Raw genomic sequence first — 16,752 nt, forward strand, 5'->3', positions numbered from 1 at the left:
AAATATAAAGATTTAGTTATTGCGGAAAATTGGCATTCTGCCATTCTATTATAAGATCAATATCATTCTGTGATAATCTTGGTCCACCTAACGGCATTGCTCCTGATGTGCCTTCTGCTCTCGAAATTCGATTAATTAAATTATTTAAAACCGAAGCTTTAACATTTTCGTAAGTAATAAGAGAATTTGGTGCTCCAAAGTTGGTTGGATTTCCATGACAATTCAAACAATTGTTTTGAATAATAGGTCTGATATCATTTTGATAGCTAACTGTAGTTGGGATTTCAGTTTCGGTTAAATCAGAAACACTGTCTTCAGTACAGCTATTAAATACGATTAAGACAAGTGTAAAAAGTGTGATTTTGGTTATTGTTTTTTTCATTTTAAAAAATATTAGTTATGAATAAAAAATTAAAGTTTAAGTTATTATTGGGCATTTCTTCGGTTATGATTGTTACCATTTCTGCATTGTATTTTTATTTATATCAATCGCACAGAGACATTCAATCTGAAGCAGCTGCATTTGAAATTAGTGTAAGTGAATTAGGAAAAAACTTTGCTACAGATGCTGTTTCTTCTAGCGCTACTTATGCTGACCAAACTATTACGATATACGGAAAAGTAACAGCTTTGGATTTAAATCAGAATATCATAACTCTTGACGACAAGCTTATAGCTTTAACATCAAATGATGAAATTGATAAAGTGAATAAAGGCGATTTGGTAAAACTAAAAGGCCGATTCATTGGGTATGATGAGCTTTTCGAAGAATTAAGAATGGATCAATGCATTGTGGAAGATTAATATATAACATCATGAGAATCTTTTTTCCTATCCTGATATTTTTTGTTTCTGTCTCGGTTTTTTCGCAAGTAAATGTATTTGATGTTGCTAGAAGAGGTACAGTAGCAGAAATGAAAATGATATTATCTAATAATCCAGAATTAATAGATGCTGTTTCGCCTCAAGGATTTACTCCTTTGATTTTAGCTTGTTACAACGGAAATGAATTGGTAGCTATTTATTTAGTAGAGAACAAAGCAAATTTAAATTTTAACAGCTCAAATGGGACCGCACTTATGGCAGCTGTTGTTAAAAATAACAAAAAAATAGCTTCATTATTATTAGAAGCTAAAGCTAATGCCAATTTGCAAGATGGAAATGGTTATACCGCATTGCATTATGCTATTCAATTCAGAAATTATGAAATGATAACTCTTCTAATGCAATTTCAAGTAAACATACATATCAAAGATAATATGGAAATGTCTGTAGCAGATTATGCGATAAAACTAAAAGACGAACAAATTCAACACTTATTAAAACTATAAATTATGAAAAAAATTACTTTTTTATTTTATTTTTTAGCCAATTTTTACATTGCAGCTCAAGGATATACAACCGGTACAATTACTTTAAATACAACTACTGGTGTAGCAATGACCGCTAAAATTGATGTGTCAACTAATGTTACATTGCGTTTAACTGGACCTTCGGATCGTTGGTTTGCATTAGGTTTTGGAGCAACTTCTATGACAGCTGGAACCGATGTAGTAGTTTGTCATGCTAATACAGCAACGTTGCCGTCATTTGATCGTTATTTAACAGGTTTTTCAGCTCCAGTTTCTGATGGTTCTCAACATTGGACAATTACTTCTAATACTGTGAGTGGAACGGTTAGAACTATTATTGCAACTAGAGCTTTGAATACTAGTGATACAAATGATTATACATTTTCATCTACACCAAATGCTATTAATTTAATTTGGGCATACGGAAGTACGGCTAATAATTATTCTTTGACTTATCACGGAGGTAGAGGAGTTACATCTGCTAATTTTACATTGGGTTCAGACGATTTTTTATTAGCTCAATTTAAGATGTATCCTAATCCATCAAGTGAATTAATTACAGTTGAATTACCTGATGGCATTTCATCAGCAGTAGTTTCTATTTATGATTATTTAGGAAGAATTGTAATTAAAGAGAGCTTTGATGAAAGTAGTTTGAAAATAGTAACATCCAATTTACAAAAAGGAACGTATATAGTAAAAGTTGCTTCTGAAAATGGATTCGCAACAAAAATATTAATCGTTGATTAAAACTAATTATATGAAAAAACTAATTTTCTTATCCTTGTTGTTTCCTTTTTTTGGACTTGCTCAAGATGATTTACTTAATGAAATTGATTCAATTCCCCAAAATCAAAAAGTAGAATCAGCATTTAAATCGTTAAAAATTGTGAATTTAGAATCTACAAAATTGGCCGCTAAAGGCGATTTCTATTTTGTAGTAGCGCATCGTTTTGGATTTGTAAATAATGGTTTTGATGATTTTTTTGGTTTGGATAATGCCAATACACAATTAAAGTTTTTATACGGAGTAAATGATTGGTTAACTGTTCATGTTTCGAGAAGTGGTTTTCAGGAAACCTATGATGCTGCGGCAAAGTACCGTTTGTTTTCTCAAGAGGAAAATAATTTTCCAGTAACTATTGTTGGATTTAACAGCATTGCAGTTAATACAGAATTAAAGGATGAAGACTATCCTAAACTAAAGTTTAAAAATCGATTGAGTTATGTAACTCAGCTTTTAATTTCTCGTAAATTTTCAGATAAGTTATCGTTAGAATTGGCACCTACTGTTTTTCATGAAAATACGTTACGTGATATTTTAGATGAAAACAATATGGTGATTTCTCCAAATCCTCAAGATAACACGCAATATGCAATAGGAATTGGAGGACGTTATAAATTAACCAAACGATGGTCGATTAATGTTGATTATGCGGCTCATCTAAACAGAGCAAATGAATCGATGTATAAAAATCCTTTATCAATTGGTTTTGATTTGGAAACAGGAGGTCATGTTTTTCAAATGCATTTCACAAACGCAACCGCTATGCACGAAACAGGATATTTAGGTCAAACAATTGGAGATTGGGGTAAGGGTGAGTTTGGTTTTGGGTTTAATTTGGTAAGAGTATTTTAAATAAAATAAAGTCGAGCATTGCTCGACTTTATTTATTGTATTTTTTCAGAAAGCACTACATTAAAATTTTCTAAATTTTTTAATGCTTCTTCTGATTTATAATCAAAATTGTTTTCTAATTCTTTGTGTCTTTTTTTATTATTAATTCTATTTACGCCATCGTAAAATCGTCTGACTTCGTTCATGTTTGATAAAATCAAACGCGGGACATTTGCATTATTTCCTTGTTCGTCTTTTGCGACCATGGTAAAATAGCTCGAATTACAATGTTTGATTATTCCTGTTCGAATGTCTTCAGAAGTAACGCGAATTCCAACAATCATAGACGTTTTTCCAACATAGTTAACAGAAGCTTTCAAAGTAACTAATTCGCCCACATCAACAGGATTCAAAAAATCAACGGTATCAACAGAAGCCGTAACACAATAACAACCTGAGTATTTGGAAGCACATGCAAAAGCAATTTGGTCCATTAATTTTAATAAATAACCACCATGAATTTTTCCACTAAAATTAGAGTGGGATGGGAGCATTAGCTCAGATAGTGTAATTTTTGAAGCTTCAACGGTGTTGGCTGTTTCCATATAGGGGATTATTTTTCTATAGTAACCTTGGTAATAAAATAGCGTGTGTCACCCCACCAAAAGAATGTTTTGTAGCGTTCTTCATATTCTAAAGTTACTTTTTTACCTTGATTTTGTTTCAGTTCTTCAATGACAGTAGTTTCATTATCCATTATAGAAAATGCAAAAATTTGTGCTCCAGAAATACCTTGACTAAGTTCTCCTTCCCAGGTTTTTACTAAAAATCCTTTATGACTAATTTTAATTAATTCGCCAGACCGAACTCCTTCGCTATACGGAACATAGTAGATAAATGAAAAGTATCCAGCCGTAATTAAACTTAAGGACAATACAATATAAAGAATGATTTTTCGTAACATAATATTTGTTTTTATTCGTTAGTACTTTCTGTTAAAACGGTAGCATCTTCTTCACCTGCTCTTTTTAAAACAGCTTCTGGAAGCGATTTTTTTGCCTTGGCGCCCATTTTCTTCAGTTTTTCAACACTGTTAACCAAATTTCCTTTTCCGTCAACTAATTTATTCATGGCATTGCCGTATTCGATTTTGGCCTCATCCATTTTTTTTCCAATTTTAATCAAATCGCCAACAAAACCTTCAAATTTATCATATAATGCGCCTGCTTGACGCGCAATTTCAATTGCATTTTCTTGTTGCTTTTGGTTCGTCCACATGCTATCAATCGTGCGTAATGTTGCCAAAAGGGTAGAAGGAGTTACAATCACAATATTCTTCTCGAAAGCTTTGTTGTACAAGCTTGTATCTTCATTCAAAGCTACTGCAAATGCAGACTCAATAGGAATGAACAACAACACAAAATCAGGACTTTCCATGTGGTACAAATCATGATAATTTTTGCTACCCAATTGCTCTACATGACGATTTATCGAAACAATATGTTCTTTCAAATACTGATTTTTCACATCCGAATCTTCTTCATTTATGTAACGCTCGTAAGCGGTTAGCGTTACTTTTGAATCGATAATCATTTTTTTGCCATCAGGAAGATTGATGATAACATCAGGAAAAACACGATTGCCTTCTTCAGTAACGTGACTTTGTTGCACAAAATATTCTCTATCTTTCTCTAATCCTGATTTTTCTAATACGCGTTCTAACACCAATTCGCCCCAATTTCCTTGCATTTTACTATCACCTTTTAACGCTTTGGTTAAATTGATGGTTTCCTTGCTCATTTGTTCGTTCATTTCGCGAAGTCCCAAAATTTGTTGGCGCAAAGCTGCATGATAATCAATACTTTCTTTATGGGTGTCTTCTACTTTCTTTTCAAATAGTTGGATTTTGTCTTGTAGTGGCGACAAAATATTTTTCAAATTCTCCTTATTTTGCTCGGTGAATTTTACGGTTTTTTCTTCCAGAATTTTATTAGCTAAGTTTTCAAATTCTTTTGTGAATTTCTCCTGAAGTTGTTCTACTTCTTGCTTTTGTTCTTTGTTTCGTTCTAATAAATTATCGAAATCATTTTCTTTTTTTGCCAAATGAATGGCTAACGATTCTTTTTCTTTTTGAACGTTTTCTTTTTCGGATGAAAGTTGGGCAAACGATTTTTCTAATTGATTTCTTTCCGTTTGAAATTGAATTTTCAATTGTTCAATTTGACCTAAAAGTCCGTTAATTCGTTCTTCTAAACCTGATTTTTCAGATTGTGATTTGGCAGAAAATACTATTTTTCCAATGAAAATTCCAATTCCTAAAGCAATAATAAATGCGGCAAGTACTAAAAGTGTTTGTGACATGGTTGTTGATTTTATTTAACAATGTAAATGTAACAAAAAATAAAATTTGAAGCTATATTAGTACTTAAAACTCTTCGAAATTTTATTGAAAATAAGTTCGTCGATGTAATGATTCGTTCGTCGAATGCTAATGATAATTATATGTTAAACATTTAAAAATCATTTATTTGTGTTGAAATGTTTTGTACTTTTACTATGTGATTTTGATTAGTTATTGAATATATCGTTAGTTACATATCTAAAAAGAGATTCAGTCGTTTATTCCTCTCAAGTTATAGCAGATCAGAAAAACGTAATAAATCAAAATCGACACAGGGAGGTCTTAAACAAGGCCTCCTTATTTTTTGTATCACTCCAAGAGTTTTTACTATCTTCGTTGCCTCTTAAACGTAATTTTCTAAATGCATCATCATTTTCTTATTCACAAGCCTTACGGTTATTTATCGCAGTTTATTTACCAATTAAAACGCAAGAAAAAGTTGTTAGGAGAATTATATGATTTTCCCGAAAATACGATGGCAATTGGTCGTTTAGACGAAGATTCTGAAGGCTTACTTTTGCTAACTACAGACGGCATGATGAGTGAGATTGTGCGAAGCAAAAAAGTAGAAAAAGAATATTACGCTCAAGTCGATGGAATCATTACCGAAGAAGCCGTTGAACAATTAAGAAACGGAGTTGAAATTGGTTTACACGGTAAAAAATACAAAACCAAAAAGTGCAAAGCTTTCAAATTAGAATCTATTCCCAATTTAGGAGAGCGTGGTAAAAAGATTCGAGATGAACGTCACGGACCAACCTCTTGGGTTTCGATAACTTTGACCGAAGGAAAATTTCGTCAAGTACGAAAAATGACATCGGCTGTTGGTTTTCCTACATTACGATTGGTTCGCGTGCGTGTAGGAAACATTCATTTGAATGACTTAAAAGCAGGTGAAGTTTTGGAAGTCAGTGGTTTTGATGTATAAATTATTTAATTTTGAACTTACCAATAGTAGCATCAAAAGTCAAATGTTCCGTATCAAATAAGGTATTAAAAATCCCAGTTTGAATTAAATTACAAGGTTGGTCTTGTACAATTTGAGTTGGCGTAAACACAATCATTTCGTCTGTCATTTGAATCGCTAAATCGATATCATGCGTAGAGTAGAGAATGGTTTTGCCTGTTTCGTGTGTTAATTTTTGCAATAATTTCAACAAAGTAGCTTTGTGAACCAAATCTAAATGCGTTGTAGGTTCGTCTAAAATAATAATCGAAGTATCTTGCGCCAAAGCACGTGCAATTAGAGCAATTTGCAACTGACCATCGCTAATTTCATCGTGTTTTTTATGAACTAAATGTTGGATTTCGGTTAACGAAATAGCTTCTTCAATTTTGATTGTATCTTCTTCGGATAAAGTACCTAACCAATTAGTATATGGCTGTCTTCCTAAAGAGATGATTTCGTAAACGGTTAAATTACTTGGAGGTAATTTTTCAGTTAACACGATGCTTAATTCTTGCGCTAAATCAAGTGGTTTATAACTTTGAAGTGGTTTGTGGAGTAATGTGACTTCGCCTTTTAGAGGTGGAATGATTCCTGTTAATGTTTTTAGTAATGTTGATTTTCCAATTCCGTTTTCACCAATTAAAGCGATTAATTTGCCTTTTTCTAAATCAAGATTGATATTTTGAGCAATAGTAATCGTTTCCGATTTGGATTTGTAGCCAATCGAAAGGTTTGAGGTTTGTATAGTGAAATTTTGTTCGCTCATAATTAAAATCGTCTCTTTCTAACTAACAACCAAATTACCACTGGCGCTCCAATTACTGAGGTTATCGCATTTATTGGTAATGTAATATCATTTCCTGGAACTTGAGCAATAGTATCACAACAAAGCATGACAATCGCGCCAAGTAAAAGCGTACTCCAAAACAACACAAAATGATTACTGGTTTGAAACAACAATTTTGCCATGTGAGGAACTGCCAAACCGATAAAAGCAATCGGACCAGCAAAAGCGGTGATGCTTCCAGCTAAAATACTCGTTGCCATAATAATTAAAAAACGCGTTTTCTTATAGTTGATTCCGATACTTTGAGCGTATTTTTCTCCTAAAAGTAATGCGTTTAAAGGTTTGATTACCATAAAACTAATTCCTATTCCAATGAGTACAAAAAGCGATAAAAGCGAAATTTCATTCCAAGATAAATTCGAAATACGTCCCATCGACCAAAAAGTAAATTTCTGCAGTTTTTCAGCAGAAGTAAAATAAGATAAAACCGAAACTATGGCACTAGTGAAACTTCCAAACATCAATCCTACAATCAAGATTGCCATTGTGTCTTTTAACTTTTGGGAAACCAATAAAACCGCCATCAAAACTAAAAAACTACCTAAACTTGAAGCTAAAACCAATCCATAATTCGATAAGAAGAAAGATGAAATGAATGTTGGTAAAAATCCAGTTCCTAAAATAATGAAAGCAACTCCCAGACTTGCGCCTGAACTCAATCCTAAAACATAAGGTCCAGCCAATGGATTTCTGAACAAAGTTTGCATTAACAATCCGCTCATCGAAAGTCCGATTCCTACTAAAATTGCGGTAATAGCTTTTGGAAAGCGGAAATTCCACAGAATTATTTCCCAACTTTCCTTACTCATTTTTTGCGATAAAAGTCCGTTAACCACTTCTTTTAAAGGAATAGAAACGGAACCTAAGCTAATATTTACCAAAAACAAAAACACCATTACTAAAAGTAAGATGATAAAAAGAAAGTTTTGTTTTTTGGTTAATGGCATGCGTTGAATTTTTGGCTAAATTACGTTATTTTAATTTCTCAAAAAAGAACAACTCATAATCAGGCAACACTTCAGGATGTAAAATCTTTACAATATCTTTCAAAACCAAATCTGGTCGATTTTGCGCTAATTCGTAATAAATTACGCCACCTGTTTTGCCTTTTTTGGTGCTAAATGAGTAAACGTTTTTGTTTGCAACCGCTTTGAAGTGAATGTAATTTGGATTATTATCTAAAATTTGTTGAATTGAACCAAATTGCCCTGGACCAATCCAAAAATCAGCATCTTTGGCTTTGTCTAAAACACTTTCGAACGATAAAGCTAAACTTCCCGTTCCTTTGGAATCTTTCCATAGATAATTTCCGTTGGCTTCTTTTAAGAAATAGGCAGCCCAACTATCGCCTTGGGGTAAAAACCATTGATCTTCGTAGATGGCACCTGCAAAAATAGTCGGTTGTTTTTTTGCGTTTTTAGCCAAAGTTAGCACCGAATTGTATTCTTTCTCTATCGAATTGAAAATCTCGGTTGCTTTTTCGTCTAAATCGTACAAAGCGCCAAAGAACTTAATCCATTCCGCTTTTCCTAAAGGTGTTTTTTCTGTCCAATCTCCGTTAAAGATGATTTTCTGACCGTTTTTTTCTAAGCTTTTATAGGTTTTCAAATCGCCATCCACACTAAATCCTACGATTACATCAGGTTGAATGTCCAAAATAACTTCGGTATTTAATCCTTGATTGGAACCTAAATCTCTCACTTTTCCAGCATCAATTAACGCTCTTGTTTTTTCAGAAGAAATATATTGTGTGGTTGGAAAACCAATTAAAGTATTTTCTACGCCTAATGATTCTAATGCAGGAATATGCGTGGTTGAGGTTACAATTACTTTTTTAATTGGAACTTCAATCGAAGTAAATTGTTGTAAACTATCTGGAATTTGAACGCCTTTTTTATGAAGTATGTAAGTGTAATCATTTTTAGCTTCAGGATACGCATTCGAAACTTTTACAACCGAAAAACCATCATATTTTTCAATAGAAAATCCTTCCGCATGTTGAATGCTATTTTGTGCAGAAGTATTCAGATTTGCAGTACTTTCCGATTCTTTACATTGGATAAATCCCAAAAATAAAACGACTAACAAGAAATAATGGCGCATGAAAATGTTTTTTGCAAAAGTAGTACTTTACATTCAAAAACAGATTATATGTAACAAATGATGCCAAACGATTTATCAAAAACCACTAAATTTGTCATAAAAAAACATGAGAACAGATTCAAACGCTTTCCTTTATGCAGTAGCAACTATTATTTTAGCACATTTTGTTATTGGCTTTATTTGGTTGTGGCGTAAGATGAATAAGAAGAAGTAGTTTTTTGAAAGATGTTTAGTAAATATTGCATTTTTATAAAAATATAATACCTTTGCCCTCGAATTTTGGTTGTTGTTTCTGAATTTTTCAAAACAACATTAAAAGGGAATTAGGTGTAAGACCTAAGCTGTACCCGCAACTGTAAGCTATAAAGCTTGTTATTATCTACATTACCACTGTTGTTAATTTAGAATTAAGAATTCTGAATTTAGAAATTTTCTAACTTCTAACTTCTAATTTCTAACTTTCGATGGGAAGGTTGATAACAAGACGCAAGCCAGGAGACCTGCCACATTCATTGAGTAACAAACTTTCGGGAAAAAAAGTTTGAGTATGGGTAAATTCTGTGCTTTTCTCCCCAATTTATTAAAATTTTTATTAACCTTAAAATGAACAAAAAGTTTATTGGCTTAAGTGTATTTACACTAGCTACTGCTTTTGCGTATGCTCAAGAATCAGATACGCTAAAAGTTACTAATTTAAAAGAAGTGGTCGTTTCCGACACTAAATTTGCACAAAGCAAAGAAAAATCAGGTAAAATTATTGAAGTGATTACCGCTCAAGACTTAGAAGCTAAAAAAGGTCAAAATTTGGCTAATGTGTTGAGTCAAGTTGCTGGAGTTGAAATCAATGGAAATCAATCTTTCAACGGAAAAAACTTAGGCTATTACATTCGTGGTGGTCGTAATCGTCAAGTAGCCATTTATATTGATGGTGTTCCGGTTTCTGATGCTTCAGGAATTAATATCGAATACGATTTGCGTTTGATTCCAGTAGAACAAATTGAGAAAATTGAAGTAATGAAAGGCGCTTCAAGTACGTTATACGGAACAGGAGCTGCAACTGGAGTTATCAATATTACGTTGAAAAAATCAGCTAAAAAGGAAATTTCAGGTAATGCGTACATCAATATGGGAACGCAAAATACTTCGAATACTTCAAAAACGAGTGCGCAAGATTTCAATCAAGGATTATCGGTAAACGGAACGATTAATAAAGTTTCCTACATGACCACTTTAAACAGCACGGAAACCAAAGGAATGTCGGAAGCTGCTGGAGAAGATTTTGAAGAAGATACGTTTTCGAGAGTGAATGTGTTGCAAAAAATTGGTTTTAAAGCGAACGATAAATTAAGTTTTGAGTTTTTTGGAAATTACGACCGAATTAAAAATACATTTGACAATTCTTTTGACGGAATTATAGCTAATGCTGATGATTTGAACAACAATAGTTTTTCGGAACAATTCAGAATAGGATTCTTGCCAAAATACAAATATAATAAAGGCGAATTTGCAATTAATGCTGGAGCTTCAACTATTGATAGAGTTTTAAATATTTCAAATTCGTGGTCGGGAACGATTGATAATTATAATTATTCAGGAAGAAGTGCTTCGATTGATGCTTTCAATAAATACAATTTCAGCAAGCAAGTATATTTAGTTTTAGGTGCGCAATATCAATATTTCGATATGACGCAAAAAGATGCTTACACCGATGTTACAAGAGAAGGAGCGAAGTTCAATTTGTTAGACCCGTATGCAAATTTTGTTTATAATTCTAATTTCGGTTTTAATTTGAATGCTGGTCTTAGGTTAAATTTTCACAGTGAATATGATACATATTATGTGTTAAATATTAATCCAAGCTATACTTTTAAAAATTTACCATTAAAGATTTTAGGCTCTATTAGTGGTGGATATATTACGCCAAGTTTATATCAATTATACGGACCTTATGGAAACTTAGACTTAACTCCAGAAGAAAATGCTACGGCAGAATTTGGTTTTGAATCGCAATTATTGGATAAGAAGTTGACTATTAATGCGGTTGGTTTTTATAGAGAAGAAGAAAACACTTTTGGATTCTATTACAATTCAGCAACATTTGAATCGTATTATATTAATGTTGACGGAACTTACAACGCAAAAGGAGTTGAAGCAAGCGTTCGTTACACATTATCTGAAAGATTCAATATTGGTGGAAATTATACATTTACTCAAGTGGAAGAGCAATTAAACCGTTTGATTCCAAAGCATAAAGGAAATGTAGATTTGAATTACAAATTTAAAAGAGGAACATTCGGAATTAATTATCAATATGTAGATCATAGAAGTGATGCGTATTACGATTCGAATATTTGGGCAACACAAGCTGTTAATTTAGCTGCTTATCAGTTGGTTAATTCGAATATTTCGTATGAATTATTGCCAAATCGTTTGCATGTTTTTGGAACTGTAACGAATATTTTAAACGATGATTTCCAAGAATTAATTGGATACAATACAAGAGGAAGAAACTTTAAATTAGGTTTGAATTTTCTGTTTTAGATAAAATTTAATTATTTGATTTTAAAAGGTTTTGATATTTATTTATCAAAACCTTTTTTCATTTTGTAACAAAATTAAATTACATTCGTCTTCATTATAAACCAACTAATTAAAATGAACCAAAACGAGTTTGTACAAATAATCACTCCTTTTAAGGATAAGTTATTTCGTTTAGCGAAACGAATGCTCGTAAGTACCGAAGAAGCAGAAGATGCTACTCAGGAAGTGTTGGTAAGGTTATGGAATAAAAATAGTGCTTTAGAGCAATATAATAGTGTAGAAGCTCTAGCGATGACGATGACCAAAAATTATTGTTTGGATCAACTCAAAAGCAAGAGAGCTACGAATTTGCAAATTGTACATAACAATTATCAAGATAAGCAAGCTAGTGTAGAAACACAAATAGAACATCAAAACACGTTGCAATGGGCAGAAAAGTTAATCAATGATTTGCCAGAACAACAACGATTGATATTACAATTAAGAGAGATTGAAGAATACGAATTTTCGGAAATAGCTCAAGTATTAGAAATGAATGAAACAGCGGTTCGAGTAGCTTTATCAAGAGCACGAAAAACCTTAAGAGAACAAATAGAAAAAACACATAATTATGGAACTCAAGTTAGTTGAACAATTATTGGAAAAATACTTTCAAGGAGAAACTACAATAGCAGAAGAAAAACAATTAAAGGCCTATTTTTCTTCAAGCGATGTGGCGCCACATTTGGTAAAATATCAAGCGCTGTTTGGTTACTTTGAAACACAAAAAGAAACGCAATTCGAGCAAAAACTTCCATTACAACCTAGAAAACAAAGTACTGTAAAATGGATAGGTATTGCAGCAAGTTTTGTAGTGCTTTTTGGATTGGCAACCTTCTATTTTTATCCATCAGAACCTAAACATGAAGATTTAGGAACGTTTGATAATCCAGAAGAAGCTTTTGCCGCTACACATAAAGCTTTGTTAATGGTTTCTGAACAAGTAAATGTTGGCATGGAAAGTGTAGTATATTTAGAAGAATACGAAAAAACAAAAAAAACAATTTTTAAATAATAGAAAAATGAAAAATTTAGTAGTAGTTATAGCGTTTTTAATGGCTTCAACAGTATCTTTTGCACAAGGAGCATTTGATAAATTTGAAGATAAAGAAGGTGTTGCAACAGTGGTTGTAAATAAGAAAATGTTTGAAATGATGAGCAAAGTAAAAGTTGATGCAAAAGATAAAGAAATGCAACAATACATGAATTTGCTTAGAAAGTTAGACAATTTGAAAGTATTCACCACAAGTAGCGCAAAAATTAGTGCCGATATGAAAGCAACTGTAAATAGTTACTTAAAATCGAATCCATTAGAGGAATTAATGAGAGTTAATAGCGATGGTAAAAATGTAAGGATTTATGTAAAATCAGGAGCTAATGAAAATATTGTTAGAGAACTTTTAATGTTTATTGAAGGTTCTAATGTAAAAGATGCGGACACGGTTGTTTTATCATTAACAGGAAACTTTAGTTTGGATGAAATTTCTGTTTTAACCGAAAAAATGAGCTTACCAGGCGGCGATGATTTGAAAAAAGCTTCAAAAAAATAAACTATGAAAAAGTTAATAGCTCTTGTTTCTTGTGTGATTTTACTTTGGAGTTGTGAGGACAAACCCACACTTCAAAAGTATTTTGTAAAAAATACAGAATCATCTAAGTTTATTGCATTAGATTTAGCTTCTAATATCATTAAAACCGATAAAGTTGCTTTATCTGAAACAGAAAAAGCAGCTTTAGAATCGTTCGAAAAAATGAATATTTTAGCTTTTAGAACTGATTCTACAGATATAAGTGGATATGATAAAGAAATCAGAGAAGTAAAAGCTATTTTGAAAGACGAAAGCTATCAGCAATTAATGAAAGCAGGTTCTGGAAATGATGGTGCCGCTATTTATTTCGTTGGAAATGATGACGAACATATTGAGGAGTTTGTTGTTTTAGCTGGAAAGAAAGAAAATGGTTTTGCAGTAGTTCGCGTTTTAGGAAACGATATGAATCCAACTCATATTATGAATATGTTGAGTTTACTCCAAAAATCACAAGTAGATATGGACCAACTGAAACCCTTACAACAACTTATGAAATAAAAAAATCCCGCATCTGCGGGATTTTTTAGTTTTTATAATATTTAAAAGGAACAATTAACATTCCAAAGCATTCTCCGTGTTCTTTTCCTATGTGTTTGTGATGCATTTTGTGAGCTCTTCTAACAGCTCTTGCATAACGATTATTAGCGTTTCTAAACAACTTAAATCGTTGGTGAATAAAGATGTCATGAACTAGAAAATAAGCTAATCCGTAAGCAAAAATACCTAGTCCAATAGCTAATCCTATTTCTAAGATATTGTTCTGCCATAGTAAAAAACAACCAATACTAACTATCGCATAAAAAATGAAGAATGCATCATTACGCTCAAACCATGAATCGTGGTCTTTCTTGTGATGGTCTGCGTGTAAACTCCATAAAAAGCCGTGCATAATGTATTTGTGACTAAACCAAGCCATAAATTCCATAAAGAAAAAGGTTGTAAAAAAAACTAAAACGTGTAACCACATAATAACAATAGTATTAAATTATATTTAATCTGTATTTAACATAGCATCTTGCTAATAATTCTACTTTTTGATAATCAGAAACTCGTATTCGCGTATTCTTGATTTCTAAAGAAGGCGTTTTTTGAAGCTTTTTCAATAACTTCTTATAATATCTATAAGCTGTGTAAACTCCAAATTTAGCTTCTAATGGTAAGTTTTTAATACCTTCAAATGCAGCTTCAAAATCACTTTCAATATCCGCAATAATTTCTTGTTTCGATTTTTCGTCTAATTGATTCAAATCGGTATTAGGAAAATAAGTTCTACTTAAATCTTCAAAATCTGCTTTTAAATCGCGTAAGAAATTCACTTTTTGAAAAGCTGAACCTAATCGCATAGCCGAATCTTTTAATTCATTGTATTTTTCATCATTTCCGTTAACGAAAACTTTTAAGCACATTAAACCCACAACATCAGCCGAACCATAAATGTATTCTTGATATTCTTCAGTTGTTTTGTATTCACTTTTACTTAAATCTAATTTCATGCTTTTCATAAAAGCATCAATCATTTCCTGTGGAATATTATAATTATTCACAGTATGTTGAAATGAATTTAAAATTGGATTTAAACTTATTTTTTGGGTTAGAGCTAGCTGTAAATCGTTTTCGAATTGTGAAAAAAGAGCGTCTTTATCATAATCATGAAATGTGTCTACAATTTCATCGGCAAAGCGAACAAATCCATAAATATTATAAATATCTTGTCGAATGCTGGGAGCCAACATTTTTACAGCAGACGAAAACGAAGTGCTGTACGCTTTAGTAACTTTTACGCTACAATCAAATGAAACGTTATCAAAAATGGACTTCATACTATTGATACTTTTTTATTAAATCAGCAACTAATTTTCCTGAAATTAAGGATGGAGGCACACCTGGCCCCGGCACAGTTAATTGTCCAGTAAAATACAAGTTTTTCACTTTTTTACTTTTCAATTTAGGTCTTAAAAAAGCAGTTTGCAGTAAAGTATTTGCCATACCATACGCATTCCCTTTGTACGAGTTATAGTCTTTTATGAAATCATTTACACAAAACGATTCCTTAAAGATAATATTATTTTTTACTTTTTGGTCAGTTAGACGCTCAAGACGTGTAATTATTTTTTCAAAATACAGTTCTCTTAACTCTTTTGTGTCTTCTAATCCTGGTGCTAGTGGAATTAAAAAGATTCCAGCTTCTTTTCCTTCTGGAGCGCAATTTTCATCTGTTTTAGATGGAAAACTAGCGTAAAACAAAGGTTCTTCTGGCCATTTCGGATTGTCATAAATAGCTTCGGCATGAATATCAAAATCTACATCAAAAAATAAAGAGTGATGTTCTACATTTTCTATTTTTTTGTCAAATCCAACATAAAATAGGAGAGACGATGGTGCAAATGTTTTGGTTTCCCAATAATTTTCAGAATATTGGCGGTAATTTTTATCTAATAAAGTTTCAGAATGATGATAATCGGCACCACTAAGAACTACATCCGAAGACACAATTTTATTATTTACAATTAAACCTGTAGCATTTCCGTTGGTTACATCAATCTTTTCTACGTTGGCATTGGTTTCGATTTTAACTCCCAATTCTCTTGCTAATGTTTCCATAGCTAAGATTACTGAATACATTCCGTTTTTTGGATGCCAGGTTCCTAAACCAAAATCAGCAAAATTCATGAAATTGTAAAAGGATGGCGTGTCGCTAGGTTTGGCGCCTAAAAACAAAACTGGAAATTCTAATATTTGAACCAATTTCATGTTTTTGAATCTTTTTCGAACATCTTTTTTAATGTTACTGAAAAATTGATTCACTTTTTTAGCAGTCTCAAGCGTAATTAATTCTAAAGGTGATTCACCTGGACGATAAACTAAATCTTTGATGGCAATATCATAATTACTTTTAGCTTCTGCCATGAATTGCTCTAATTGCTTACCACTTCCTTTTTCAATAGATTCAAAAGTGGTTACAATTTCTGGTAAATTATCAGCAATAGTTACAAAATCTAAATGCCCAAAGTATACCTGATAAGCAGGAGATAGCTTGATTAATTCATAATAATCGGAAGGCTTTTTATTGAAGTCAGCAAAAAAACGTTCAAAAACATCAGGCATCCAATACCAAGTTGGGCCAATATCGAAAGTAAAGCCTTCCTTTTTAAGTTGACGTGCTCTTCCTCCAATTGTGCTATTTTTTTCATAGATTGTTACATCATTTCCTTGTTTTGCTAAATAGCAAGCTGCAGATAATGATGAAAATCCTGAACCGATTATGGCAATTTTTTTACTCACTTGACTCTAATTTTGTTTAACAAAAATAGTA

At 32.1% G+C, this 16,752-nt stretch carries 20 protein-coding genes and 1 riboswitch; of the genes, 10 read left to right on the forward strand and 10 right to left on the reverse strand.

The genetic code is table 11. The annotated features are described in order from the left end of the window. Positions 1–16: 16 nt before the first annotated feature. Positions 17–382 carry a c-type cytochrome gene (locus tag OJ995_RS04725; RefSeq protein WP_264368364.1) on the reverse strand — a complete coding sequence of 122 codons (366 nt, stop codon included), beginning with the start codon at positions 380–382 and terminating at the stop codon, positions 17–19. 17 nt (positions 383–399) lie between these two features. On the opposite strand from OJ995_RS04725, the gene OJ995_RS04730 reads away from it, so the two are divergent. Genes OJ995_RS04730 through OJ995_RS04745 form a run of 4 tightly spaced genes read left to right on the forward strand, consistent with a single transcriptional unit; the run spans position 400 to position 2,991 of the window. Further along, positions 400–804: an OB-fold protein gene (locus tag OJ995_RS04730; RefSeq protein ID WP_264368365.1), complete on the forward strand. Its 405-nt coding sequence runs from the start codon at positions 400–402 to the stop codon at positions 802–804. An 11-nt stretch (positions 805–815) separates the two neighbouring features. Further along, positions 816–1,331 (forward strand): ankyrin repeat domain-containing protein, encoded by a 516-nt coding sequence (locus OJ995_RS04735; protein ID WP_264368366.1) that lies wholly within the window; start codon positions 816–818, stop codon positions 1,329–1,331. A 3-nt stretch (positions 1,332–1,334) separates the two neighbouring features. Continuing rightward, a complete protein-coding gene (locus tag OJ995_RS04740; RefSeq protein ID WP_264368367.1) occupies positions 1,335–2,102 on the forward strand; it encodes a T9SS type A sorting domain-containing protein in 768 nt (255 codons plus the stop codon). Positions 2,103–2,112: 10 nt separating this feature from the next. Then, positions 2,113–2,991: a DUF5777 family beta-barrel protein gene (locus OJ995_RS04745; protein WP_264368368.1), complete on the forward strand. Its 879-nt coding sequence runs from the start codon at positions 2,113–2,115 to the stop codon at positions 2,989–2,991. A 32-nt stretch (positions 2,992–3,023) separates the two neighbouring features. On the opposite strand, the gene OJ995_RS04750 is transcribed toward OJ995_RS04745, so the two are convergent. Genes OJ995_RS04750 through OJ995_RS04760 form a run of 3 tightly spaced genes read right to left on the reverse strand, consistent with a single transcriptional unit; the run spans position 3,024 to position 5,331 of the window. Next, positions 3,024–3,575, reverse strand: coding sequence for an acyl-CoA thioesterase (locus tag OJ995_RS04750; protein ID WP_264368369.1), 552 nt, complete (start codon positions 3,573–3,575; stop codon positions 3,024–3,026). Positions 3,576–3,583: 8 nt separating this feature from the next. Next, positions 3,584–3,934, reverse strand: coding sequence for a 6-phosphogluconate dehydrogenase (locus OJ995_RS04755; RefSeq protein WP_264368370.1), 351 nt, complete (start codon positions 3,932–3,934; stop codon positions 3,584–3,586). An 11-nt stretch (positions 3,935–3,945) separates the two neighbouring features. Beyond that, entirely contained in the window at positions 3,946–5,331 is a 1,386-nt protein-coding gene (locus OJ995_RS04760) for a DNA recombination protein RmuC (RefSeq protein WP_264368371.1), read from the reverse strand. 401 nt (positions 5,332–5,732) lie between these two features. Between OJ995_RS04760 and OJ995_RS04765 the strand changes: the two genes are divergently transcribed. Then, the gene (locus OJ995_RS04765; RefSeq protein ID WP_264368372.1) at positions 5,733–6,299 is read left to right on the forward strand and encodes a pseudouridine synthase; all 567 of its coding nucleotides are present in this window, start codon (positions 5,733–5,735) and stop codon (positions 6,297–6,299) included. 1 nt (position 6,300) lies between these two features. Here OJ995_RS04765 and OJ995_RS04770 read toward each other — a convergent pair whose 3' ends face one another. The 3 genes from OJ995_RS04770 to OJ995_RS04780 are packed head-to-tail and all read right to left on the reverse strand — an operon-like array spanning position 6,301 to position 9,270. Further along, the gene (locus OJ995_RS04770; RefSeq protein WP_264368373.1) at positions 6,301–7,086 is read right to left on the reverse strand and encodes an ABC transporter ATP-binding protein; all 786 of its coding nucleotides are present in this window, start codon (positions 7,084–7,086) and stop codon (positions 6,301–6,303) included. A 2-nt stretch (positions 7,087–7,088) separates the two neighbouring features. Next, positions 7,089–8,114: a FecCD family ABC transporter permease gene (locus OJ995_RS04775; RefSeq protein WP_264368374.1), complete on the reverse strand. Its 1,026-nt coding sequence runs from the start codon at positions 8,112–8,114 to the stop codon at positions 7,089–7,091. 25 nt (positions 8,115–8,139) lie between these two features. Then, entirely contained in the window at positions 8,140–9,270 is a 1,131-nt protein-coding gene (locus OJ995_RS04780) for an ABC transporter substrate-binding protein (RefSeq protein ID WP_264368375.1), read from the reverse strand. Between the two features lie 263 nt (positions 9,271–9,533). After that, a riboswitch (cobalamin riboswitch) is annotated at positions 9,534–9,792 on the forward strand. Positions 9,793–9,873: 81 nt separating this feature from the next. Here OJ995_RS04780 and OJ995_RS04785 point away from each other — a divergent pair. The 5 genes from OJ995_RS04785 (at position 9,874) to OJ995_RS04805 (ending at position 13,937) form a co-directional block, all read left to right on the forward strand. Then, entirely contained in the window at positions 9,874–11,811 is a 1,938-nt protein-coding gene (locus OJ995_RS04785; RefSeq protein ID WP_264368376.1) for a TonB-dependent receptor plug domain-containing protein, read from the forward strand. Positions 11,812–11,925: 114 nt separating this feature from the next. Beyond that, the gene (locus OJ995_RS04790; protein ID WP_264368377.1) at positions 11,926–12,441 is read left to right on the forward strand and encodes an RNA polymerase sigma factor; all 516 of its coding nucleotides are present in this window, start codon (positions 11,926–11,928) and stop codon (positions 12,439–12,441) included. Then, positions 12,422–12,865 (forward strand): PG0215 family putative anti-sigma factor, encoded by a 444-nt coding sequence (locus OJ995_RS04795; RefSeq protein ID WP_264368378.1) that lies wholly within the window; start codon positions 12,422–12,424, stop codon positions 12,863–12,865. The genes OJ995_RS04790 and OJ995_RS04795 overlap by 20 nt, the downstream gene beginning before the upstream one ends. Before the next feature lie 7 nt (positions 12,866–12,872). Continuing rightward, positions 12,873–13,400 carry a DUF4252 domain-containing protein gene (locus OJ995_RS04800; RefSeq protein ID WP_264368379.1) on the forward strand — a complete coding sequence of 176 codons (528 nt, stop codon included), beginning with the start codon at positions 12,873–12,875 and terminating at the stop codon, positions 13,398–13,400. Positions 13,401–13,403: 3 nt separating this feature from the next. Then, the gene (locus OJ995_RS04805) at positions 13,404–13,937 is read left to right on the forward strand and encodes a GFO_1091 family lipoprotein (protein WP_264368380.1); all 534 of its coding nucleotides are present in this window, start codon (positions 13,404–13,406) and stop codon (positions 13,935–13,937) included. A gap of 25 nt (positions 13,938–13,962) precedes the next feature. On the opposite strand, the gene OJ995_RS04810 is transcribed toward OJ995_RS04805, so the two are convergent. Genes OJ995_RS04810 through OJ995_RS04820 form a run of 3 tightly spaced genes read right to left on the reverse strand, consistent with a single transcriptional unit; the run spans position 13,963 to position 16,721 of the window. Beyond that, positions 13,963–14,406, reverse strand: a complete 444-nt coding sequence (locus OJ995_RS04810) for a sterol desaturase family protein (RefSeq protein WP_264368381.1) — start codon at positions 14,404–14,406, stop codon at positions 13,963–13,965. 13 nt (positions 14,407–14,419) lie between these two features. After that, the gene (locus OJ995_RS04815; protein WP_264368382.1) at positions 14,420–15,259 is read right to left on the reverse strand and encodes a phytoene/squalene synthase family protein; all 840 of its coding nucleotides are present in this window, start codon (positions 15,257–15,259) and stop codon (positions 14,420–14,422) included. A 1-nt stretch (position 15,260) separates the two neighbouring features. After that, positions 15,261–16,721: a phytoene desaturase family protein gene (locus tag OJ995_RS04820; protein ID WP_264368383.1), complete on the reverse strand. Its 1,461-nt coding sequence runs from the start codon at positions 16,719–16,721 to the stop codon at positions 15,261–15,263. Positions 16,722–16,752: the final 31 nt, after the last annotated feature.

Source organism: Flavobacterium lacisediminis (assembly GCF_025909975.1).
Taxonomy (GTDB): domain Bacteria; phylum Bacteroidota; class Bacteroidia; order Flavobacteriales; family Flavobacteriaceae; genus Flavobacterium; species Flavobacterium lacisediminis.

Coding starts and splice junctions, on each gene's coding strand:
- OJ995_RS04725 (WP_264368364.1), bottom strand. CDS start 382: ATGAAAAAAACAATAACCAAAATCACACTTTTTACACTTGTCTTAATC.
- OJ995_RS04730 (WP_264368365.1), top strand. CDS start 400: ATGAATAAAAAATTAAAGTTTAAGTTATTATTGGGCATTTCTTCGGTT.
- OJ995_RS04735 (WP_264368366.1), top strand. CDS start 816: ATGAGAATCTTTTTTCCTATCCTGATATTTTTTGTTTCTGTCTCGGTT.
- OJ995_RS04740 (WP_264368367.1), top strand. CDS start 1,335: ATGAAAAAAATTACTTTTTTATTTTATTTTTTAGCCAATTTTTACATT.
- OJ995_RS04745 (WP_264368368.1), top strand. CDS start 2,113: ATGAAAAAACTAATTTTCTTATCCTTGTTGTTTCCTTTTTTTGGACTT.
- OJ995_RS04750 (WP_264368369.1), bottom strand. CDS start 3,575: ATGGAAACAGCCAACACCGTTGAAGCTTCAAAAATTACACTATCTGAG.
- OJ995_RS04755 (WP_264368370.1), bottom strand. CDS start 3,934: ATGTTACGAAAAATCATTCTTTATATTGTATTGTCCTTAAGTTTAATT.
- OJ995_RS04760 (WP_264368371.1), bottom strand. CDS start 5,331: ATGTCACAAACACTTTTAGTACTTGCCGCATTTATTATTGCTTTAGGA.
- OJ995_RS04765 (WP_264368372.1), top strand. CDS start 5,733: ATGCATCATCATTTTCTTATTCACAAGCCTTACGGTTATTTATCGCAG.
- OJ995_RS04770 (WP_264368373.1), bottom strand. CDS start 7,086: ATGAGCGAACAAAATTTCACTATACAAACCTCAAACCTTTCGATTGGC.
- OJ995_RS04775 (WP_264368374.1), bottom strand. CDS start 8,114: ATGCCATTAACCAAAAAACAAAACTTTCTTTTTATCATCTTACTTTTA.
- OJ995_RS04780 (WP_264368375.1), bottom strand. CDS start 9,270: ATGCGCCATTATTTCTTGTTAGTCGTTTTATTTTTGGGATTTATCCAA.
- OJ995_RS04785 (WP_264368376.1), top strand. CDS start 9,874: ATGAACAAAAAGTTTATTGGCTTAAGTGTATTTACACTAGCTACTGCT.
- OJ995_RS04790 (WP_264368377.1), top strand. CDS start 11,926: ATGAACCAAAACGAGTTTGTACAAATAATCACTCCTTTTAAGGATAAG.
- OJ995_RS04795 (WP_264368378.1), top strand. CDS start 12,422: ATGGAACTCAAGTTAGTTGAACAATTATTGGAAAAATACTTTCAAGGA.
- OJ995_RS04800 (WP_264368379.1), top strand. CDS start 12,873: ATGAAAAATTTAGTAGTAGTTATAGCGTTTTTAATGGCTTCAACAGTA.
- OJ995_RS04805 (WP_264368380.1), top strand. CDS start 13,404: ATGAAAAAGTTAATAGCTCTTGTTTCTTGTGTGATTTTACTTTGGAGT.
- OJ995_RS04810 (WP_264368381.1), bottom strand. CDS start 14,406: ATGTGGTTACACGTTTTAGTTTTTTTTACAACCTTTTTCTTTATGGAA.
- OJ995_RS04815 (WP_264368382.1), bottom strand. CDS start 15,259: ATGAAGTCCATTTTTGATAACGTTTCATTTGATTGTAGCGTAAAAGTT.